Origin of the sequence: Actinocrinis sp., assembly GCF_035938995.1 — a bacterium.
Lineage (GTDB): Bacteria > Actinomycetota > Actinomycetes > Streptomycetales > Catenulisporaceae > DASZGI01.
In genome coordinates this window covers 1-6,646 of the sequence record NZ_DASZGI010000249.1, presented here as the reverse complement: position 1 = coordinate 6,646, position 6,646 = coordinate 1, and the positions used below count along the sequence as shown (strand labels likewise).

Genomic DNA, 6,646 nt, shown 5'->3' with positions numbered 1-6,646 from the left:
ACGATCAGGTCCGCTTCGCCGGCGCGGGGGGATTCGCGCTCGTAGGCGTCTTCGCGGTGGAGCAGGATGACGACGTCGGCGTCCTGCTCGAGGGAGCCGGACTCGCGCAGGTCGGACATCATGGGGCGCTTGTCGGTGCGCTGTTCCGGGCCGCGGTTGAGCTGAGCGATGGCGATGACCGGGACCTCCAGCTCCTTCGCCAGCAGCTTGAGCGCGCGGGACATCTCCGAGACCTCCTGCTGGCGGCTCTCCGGGCGGCGCGAGCCCCCGGTCGACATCAGCTGGAGGTAGTCCACGATCACCAGGCGCAGGTCGTGCCGCTGTTTGAGGCGGCGGCACTTGGCCCGGATCTCCATCATCGACATGTTGGGGGAGTCGTCGATGAACAGCGGCGCGGCAGAGACCTCGCCCATCCGCCGGGCGAGCCGCGCCCAGTCGTCGTCCGTCATGGTGCCGGACCGCATGTGGTGCAGCGCCACCCGCGCCTCCGCCGAGAGCAGGCGCATGGTGATCTCGTTGCGGCCCATTTCGAGCGAGAAGATGACGCTGGTCAGGCCGTTGCGGATGGAGCAGGAGCGCGCCAGGTCCAGGCCGAGCGTCGAGTTGTGGGTCGGGATCCAGGTGGGTCCGGCCAGGTAGAGGTGATCCTCGTTGTCGACCTCGACACAACGGACCGGTACCGAGGGGATCGGACGCACGTCGACGATGTAGCGAAGTCTCGTGTCCGGATGCTCGCTACCACTCTGCCGCACGATCTTGCGGGAAAGGCGGAAGACCTTCTCCGAGGGGGTGAAAGTGATCGTGTAGCGCGTCGACCGATCGCTGTCGCGGCTGGCCGGCTTGGTCGTCATCGTCGCCTTGTAGCCGAGGCTCAGCACAAGCTCCCAGGTGTCATGGGCGAGTCGCCGATCTGTCACCGAGAAGTGGACTGTGCCGATCTTGTCGACGTAGCCGTCGGTGTCAAGCAGGCCGGCGAGCAGATCGCGGCGCTGTGACTCGGAAGCGCGGAGGTATTCCTCCGGGACGTGCTTGTCGCCGAGCACCCCGATGCTCCGCAGGACTGCCTGCACGGTCCCGTGGTGGTCGTGACACGTCTGACAGCGCGTCAGGCCGGCGGATGGGCTTCCGCAGTCCTGACAACGCGGGGCGGTGACGGGTGCAGAGACAGAGCCTGCCTGTCCTCCGCAATTGCGTCCACAGGTGCTTACCTGCGAGGTCCTAGGGACAAAGAGCTCGCCGCAGACCACGCAAGCCCGTTCGTCCGGACTCGGCTCGGCCGGAAAACGCAACGAGAAGCTGAGCCTTCCGGTAGGGGTGACTCTGAAGCCTTCGGCCTCGAGATTGGCGATGATCTCCGGATCGGCGGTGGTGAACCCGGCCGCATCAGTGTGTCCGTCCCCCAGCCAGACGCCGAGAGCATAGGGGGACAGCGGAAGGTCCCGAGCGGGCAATTGCGCGGCCTCTGCGACGGGGACGGCGTGATTGAGCCGCTTGTCCGCCGTGTCACAGCGCAGAGTCGCGGAGATCTCCCGGGTGGTCTTGACGGACGCGAACGTCGGCTGGTCGCGGTGCCGGTTGTATCTTGCCGCGGCGGCCTGGTCCGACTTGCGAGACGCTCGGGTCTCGGTCAGCCACTGATGCTGTTCGTCGGCGATCAGGACGGTGCCGTCGGAGAATTCAACTTCGTAGCACGGGCGTCCGGTCATCACCTCCGTTGCGGCTACTACGCGAGTCGGGCGGCCGTCCGCACCGAGCAGCTCGTCGCCCACCCTGACCGTGCCCATGGTGGTCCAGCCCGTGGGTGTCGGCAGCGGCGTGTCGAGAGCGAGGGCCTTACCGATGGCGGGACGGGCCGCGATGATGACCATCTGGCCGGGATGTAGGCCGTTGGTGAGCTGGTCGAGATCGGCGATGCCGGTGGGCACGCCGGTCATCTGGCCGGAGCGGTTGGAGATCGACTCGATCTCGTCGAGCGCGCCTTCCATGATGTCCGCGAGGGGGGCGTAGTCCTCGCCGGCCCGCTGCTCGGTGACTTGGTAGACCTCGGCCTGGGCGCGGTTGACGATCTCGTCCAGGTCCGCGCCGTCGGTGGAGTAGCCCATCTGCGTGATGCGGGTCCCCGCCTCGACCAGGCGGCGCAGGATCGCCCGCTCCCGCACGATCACCGCGTAGTAGCCGGCGTTCGCCGCAGTGGGCACCGACGACATCAGGGTGTGCAGATACGGTGCGCCGCCGATCCGGGACAGCTCGCCGCGCTTGGTCAGCTCCGCGGCGACGGTGACCGCGTCGGCGGGTTCGCCCCGGCCGTACAGGTCCAGGACCGAATCGAAGATCAGCTCGTGCGCGGGCTTGTAGAAGTCCCGGCCCTTGACCACGTCGATGACGTCAGCGATGGCGTCCTTCGACAGCAGCATGCCGCCGAGAACGCCCTGCTCGGCCGCCAGGTCCTGGGGAGGGGTGCGCTCGAAGGTGCGCGACCGCCCGCCGCCGTAGCCGTCGCCGTCCGCCGGGCCGCCCGGTTCATCCGGGGGCTCGGGGATGCCGTCCGGCCCGTTGAAGGCGGGCATGGGTCGTGCGCCTCCCAAACTGACGGACCCGTCCCGGCGGGTGGGCGCCGGGGCCTGGTGGTGGAGCCCTCCACGGTAGGGCCGGCGCCGTCGGCCCGGCGAGCAGGTCGTGCACAGCCCTTGTGGATAACTTGGGGACAACCGGGCTGATCCTGTTGAAAACTGCCGGTCATCCTGTGTGTATGGGGTGGACAACCGTGTGGACGAAATCGTCCCCTGTCAGTGGTCCACTCTGTGACGTGCGCGGGTCTGTCAATCGGTTGTACACAGCCGGTGTACAAAAAAAAGTCGGGTGCCGCCTCTCAACGAAGGGGCGGCACCCGACACAGCGTCGGTACACGGACGGCGCCGGCGGTCCGGCCGCTCGAGAGGTCCGCCCGGGACCGCGGCGCACGATGCCGCGGTCCGCTGCGGCGGTCCTCGCCGAGCGCCTAGGCCGCGACGACCGTCAGCCCGATCGTGGCCGCGACCTCGGGGTGCAGGCGGACGGACACCTTGTGGGTGCCCACCGTCTTGATCGGGGTCGTGATCTCGATCCGGCGCTTGTCGATCTGCGGGCCGCCAGCCTTGGAGACCGCCGCGGCCACGTCGGCCACGGTGATCGCGCCGAAGAGCCGCCCGGACTGCCCGGCCCGGCCGGACAGCCGCACCGCCAAGCCCTCGAGCTCGGCCTTGAGCTCCCGTGCGTGGCCCAGGTCGCGGACCTCCCGCGCCCTGCGGGCCTTGCGGATGGTCTCGATCTGCTTCTCGGCGCCCTTGGTCCAGGCGATCGCGAAGCCGCGGGGCAGCAGGTAGTTGCGGCCGTAGCCGTCCTTGACCTCGACCACGTCGCCGGGGGCGCCGAGGTTGGCCACCTCGTGCGTGAGGATGAGCTTCATGATGCGAAACCTCTTCCTCAGCGCGCGGTGCTGGTGTAGGGCAGCAGCGCCATCTCACGGCTGTTCTTCACGGCCGTGGCGACGTCGCGCTGGTGCTGCGTGCAGTTGCCGGTCACCCGCCGGGCACGGATCTTGCCGCGGTCGGAGATGTACTTCCGCAGCAGGTTCGTGTCCTTGTAGTCGACGTACTTGACCTTGTCCTTGCAAAAGGCGCAAACCTTCTTCTTCGGCTTGCGCACCGGAGGCTTAGGCATGATGTTTCTCAGTTCTCCTACGAAGATCTCTTAAAAGGGAGGCTCGTCCGAGTAGCCGCCGCTCCAGCCGCCTGAACCACCGCCGCTGGCCCACGGGTCGTCCTGCGGCGCGCCGCCGCCGGACGGCTGCCCGCCGCCTCCGCCGCGCGGAGCGCCACCGCCCCAGTCACCGCTGCGCTCGCCCCCGCCGAAGCCGCCGCCCCCGGTACCCCGGGACGCTTTGGTGACCTTGGCGGTCGCATACTTCAGCGACGGCCCGATCTCCTCGACATCGAGCTCGACGACGGTGCGCTTCTCGCCCTCGCGGGTCTCGTACGACCGCTGCTTGAGGCGGCCCTGTACGACCACACGCATGCCCTTGGTCAGGCTCTCGGCCACGTTCTCCGCGGCCTGGCGCCAGATGGAGCAGCGCAGGAAGAGGGCGTCCCCGTCCTTCCACTCGTTGCTGTTCTTGTCGAAGGTGCGGGGGGTCGACGCGACGGTGAAGCTGGCCACCGCCGCGCCGCTCGGGGTGAAGCGCAGCTCGGGGTCGTCAGTAAGGTTGCCGACGACGGTGATGACGGTCTCGCCTGCCATGGGTGGTTCACTCGCCTTTCGGGCTTGCTGTCTGCGTCTCGGAGCGGGGCCCGCGGCCCCGACGGCGACTGCGCCCGGCGCAGCGTGTTACCGCTGGTCGGGCCGGATGACCTTGGTCCGCAGCACACCCTCGTTGAGGTTGAGCTGGCGGTCGAACTCCTTGACGACCTCGGGTTCGGCGTTCAGGTTGATGACGGCGTAGATGCCCTCGGACACCTTCTTGCCGCCCTTCTTGATCTCGTAGGCGAGCCGACGGCGGCCCCAGATGTCGGTCTTCTCGACCGTGCCGCCGTTGGTGCGGATCACGTTCAGGAAGTTCTCCACGGACGGAGCGACCTGGCGCTCCTCGAGGTCCGGGTCGAGGATGACCATGACTTCGTAACGACGCATGCGGATACCCACCTCCTCTGGACTGAAAGCGGCCGCGGACGGTCCGCGGCAGGAGGGTGATGCGTCCGCCCGGGCGCGACTGCGCGCGCGGGCAGGGTCCGGGCAAGCATACCCGCACCCGATCGGCCTCTTGAAATCGCAGCCCGGGGCGGCGATGGTGACAGTGGGAGAGGCGCGTCCGCACGGAATTCTCCGGTGGAGGCACGGGCCATGCCGAGTCGACGATGACTTGAGCGACCGGCAGCGGTCCGACCGACCGGGGACCGAACGGGCTAGGGCGTGTTTGGAAAGGAGCGTCGGACAAGCCCGCGGCCTCTGGCGCGTGCGATTCGCAAGGCGGCGGAGCTTCCTCATATCGGGAATATGCGGGTGCTTCGCCAACGCAGCGAGCGTGCGTGGCAGACGTCGCGGGCCCGGCGATCCTTTCCAAACACGCCCTGGGGCCCGGGGGCGCGGCCCGTTCCGACACGGACGCACACGACCTCGGCAGGAAGGAACTCCCGATGGCCCGCGCAGTCGCTCCGGGGCCCCAGCCCACCGGAGACGTCCACCGACACCACTTCATCCTCAACACCGACGGCCGGTCCCACCCCCTGCAGAACACGGGCGCCGTGCTGACCGCAGTGTTCGGCCTGGTCGCCGCGATCTGCGCGTTCCTTCCCTCGATGCACCTGCTCGGCTCGTGGACCGGCCTGGCCGGCCTCTTCACCGGCGCGTGGTCGCAGATGATCTCGGCGACGACGGCGGAGCGCTGGGTGAACATCTGCGGCGTCGTCCTTTCCGGTCTCGGTCTGCTGTTCGGCCTCGCTCACGGTGGACTCTACTGACCACCACCGACAGCGACGGGTCCGCGGCGCGAGCGACTGTACGGTCGCTCGCGCCGCGGACCGTCTCTCCCTGGAGGCCCGCTCTGGGGACCACCGTGCGGCGGACATGCGCGCCGTGAATGACGGTGGTCGGCGGTAGCGTGGGCGTCATGTCCCCAGATGACTCGGCGCACGCGAAGACCGCCAACCTCGTCGGCTGCACCGTCGAAGACAAGGATCCGCTCGGCTCCGCGGCCGACCGCGGCGCCCAAGCGGTGCAGATCCAGCTCGGCGACCCGCAGAGCTGGTCCGCGCCCACGGTCGCCTTCCCGGGCGGCGCCGGCGCGCTCAAGCAGGCGGCCGAAGAGGCCGGCGTGCGCATTTACGTGCACGCTCCGTATGTGATCAACGTGGCCTCGGCCAACAACCGGCTGCGCATCCCGAGCCGCAAGCTGCTGCAGCAGACCCTGGACCTTGCGGCCGAGGTCGGCGCGCGCGGAGTCGTCGTCCACGGCGGCCACACCACGAAGGCCGATGATCCCGCGGTCGGCTTCGACAACTGGCGCAAGGCGGCCGAGGCGATCAACCTGAGCTGCCCGGTGTTCATCGAGAACACCGCCGGCGGCGACCACGCCATAGCGCGCAGGCTGGAGTCGATCGCCCGGCTGTGGGAGGCGCTGGAGGGCCACGACATCGGGTTCTGCCTGGACACCTGCCACGCTTTCGCCGGGGGCGAGCCCCTAGACACCGTGGTGGACAAGGTCATGGCGATCACCGGGCGGATCGACCTGGTACATGCGAACGACTCGCAGGGCGGCCTCAACTCGGGCCGCGACCGGCACGCGAACTTCGGCGAGGGCTTGATCGCGCCCGACGACCTGGCCGCGGCGGTGCTCGGGGCCGCAGCGGTCGGCGCGGACTTCATCTGCGAGACGCCCGGGGACGCCGCGGCTCAGGGCGCGGACATCGCCTGGATCCGGACGCGGCTGGCCGAGGGGAAGTAGTGGAGAACTACTGAATTGAATTATGGCGGCGCGGCCATAGATGCCGCGCCGCCGTGGCTGTTGGCGGGAAGTGCGCCGCCGCGAACGTCAGCCGGTGACCGGCGCGGCGGTGTCGGCACCCTCGTCGGCGTCGGCCGCCTCGGACTCTTCCTCTGAGGCGCCGGGGTCGGC

Annotated in this window: 7 protein-coding genes; 2 read left to right on the top strand and 5 right to left on the bottom strand. The window is 69.0% G+C overall.

Translation table 11 applies throughout. The annotated features are described in order from the left end of the window. The 5 genes from dnaB to rpsF all read right to left on the bottom strand — a co-directional run. The coding region (gene dnaB / locus VGZ32_RS17375; RefSeq protein WP_349263637.1) for a replicative DNA helicase at positions 1-2,567 on the bottom strand (2,567 nt) is incomplete at its 3' end. Positions 2,568-2,998: 431 nt separating this feature from the next. Beyond that, the gene (rplI, locus tag VGZ32_RS17370) at positions 2,999-3,445 is read right to left on the bottom strand and encodes a 50S ribosomal protein L9 (protein WP_326887107.1); all 447 of its coding nucleotides are present in this window, start codon (positions 3,443-3,445) and stop codon (positions 2,999-3,001) included. A gap of 17 nt (positions 3,446-3,462) precedes the next feature. Next, positions 3,463-3,699 carry a 30S ribosomal protein S18 gene (gene rpsR / locus VGZ32_RS17365; RefSeq protein ID WP_326887106.1) on the bottom strand — a complete coding sequence of 79 codons (237 nt, stop codon included), beginning with the start codon at positions 3,697-3,699 and terminating at the stop codon, positions 3,463-3,465. Between the two features lie 30 nt (positions 3,700-3,729). Beyond that, complete coding sequence (locus VGZ32_RS17360; protein ID WP_326887105.1) at positions 3,730-4,275, bottom strand: single-stranded DNA-binding protein; 546 nt, start codon at positions 4,273-4,275, stop codon at positions 3,730-3,732. 87 nt (positions 4,276-4,362) lie between these two features. Beyond that, positions 4,363-4,665 (bottom strand): 30S ribosomal protein S6, encoded by a 303-nt coding sequence (gene rpsF, locus VGZ32_RS17355; protein WP_326887104.1) that lies wholly within the window; start codon positions 4,663-4,665, stop codon positions 4,363-4,365. Positions 4,666-5,168: 503 nt separating this feature from the next. Here rpsF and VGZ32_RS17350 point away from each other — a divergent pair. Both VGZ32_RS17350 and VGZ32_RS17345 read left to right on the top strand, forming a co-directional pair. Continuing rightward, positions 5,169-5,492, top strand: coding sequence for a hypothetical protein (locus tag VGZ32_RS17350; RefSeq protein ID WP_326887103.1), 324 nt, complete (start codon positions 5,169-5,171; stop codon positions 5,490-5,492). 149 nt (positions 5,493-5,641) lie between these two features. Beyond that, on the top strand, positions 5,642-6,475 hold the full coding sequence (locus VGZ32_RS17345) for a deoxyribonuclease IV (RefSeq protein ID WP_326887102.1): 834 nt from the start codon (positions 5,642-5,644) through the stop codon (positions 6,473-6,475). Positions 6,476-6,646: the final 171 nt, after the last annotated feature.

What these genes read in the sequence shown, in the direction of transcription:
- VGZ32_RS17350 (WP_326887103.1), top strand. Translation starts at nt 5,169, where the DNA reads ATGGCCCGCGCAGTCGCTCCGGGGCCCCAGCCCACCGGAGACGTCCAC.
- VGZ32_RS17360 (WP_326887105.1), bottom strand. Translation starts at nt 4,275, where the DNA reads ATGGCAGGCGAGACCGTCATCACCGTCGTCGGCAACCTTACTGACGAC.
- VGZ32_RS17345 (WP_326887102.1), top strand. Translation starts at nt 5,642, where the DNA reads ATGTCCCCAGATGACTCGGCGCACGCGAAGACCGCCAACCTCGTCGGC.
- rplI (WP_326887107.1), bottom strand. Translation starts at nt 3,445, where the DNA reads ATGAAGCTCATCCTCACGCACGAGGTGGCCAACCTCGGCGCCCCCGGC.
- rpsR (WP_326887106.1), bottom strand. Translation starts at nt 3,699, where the DNA reads ATGCCTAAGCCTCCGGTGCGCAAGCCGAAGAAGAAGGTTTGCGCCTTT.
- rpsF (WP_326887104.1), bottom strand. Translation starts at nt 4,665, where the DNA reads ATGCGTCGTTACGAAGTCATGGTCATCCTCGACCCGGACCTCGAGGAG.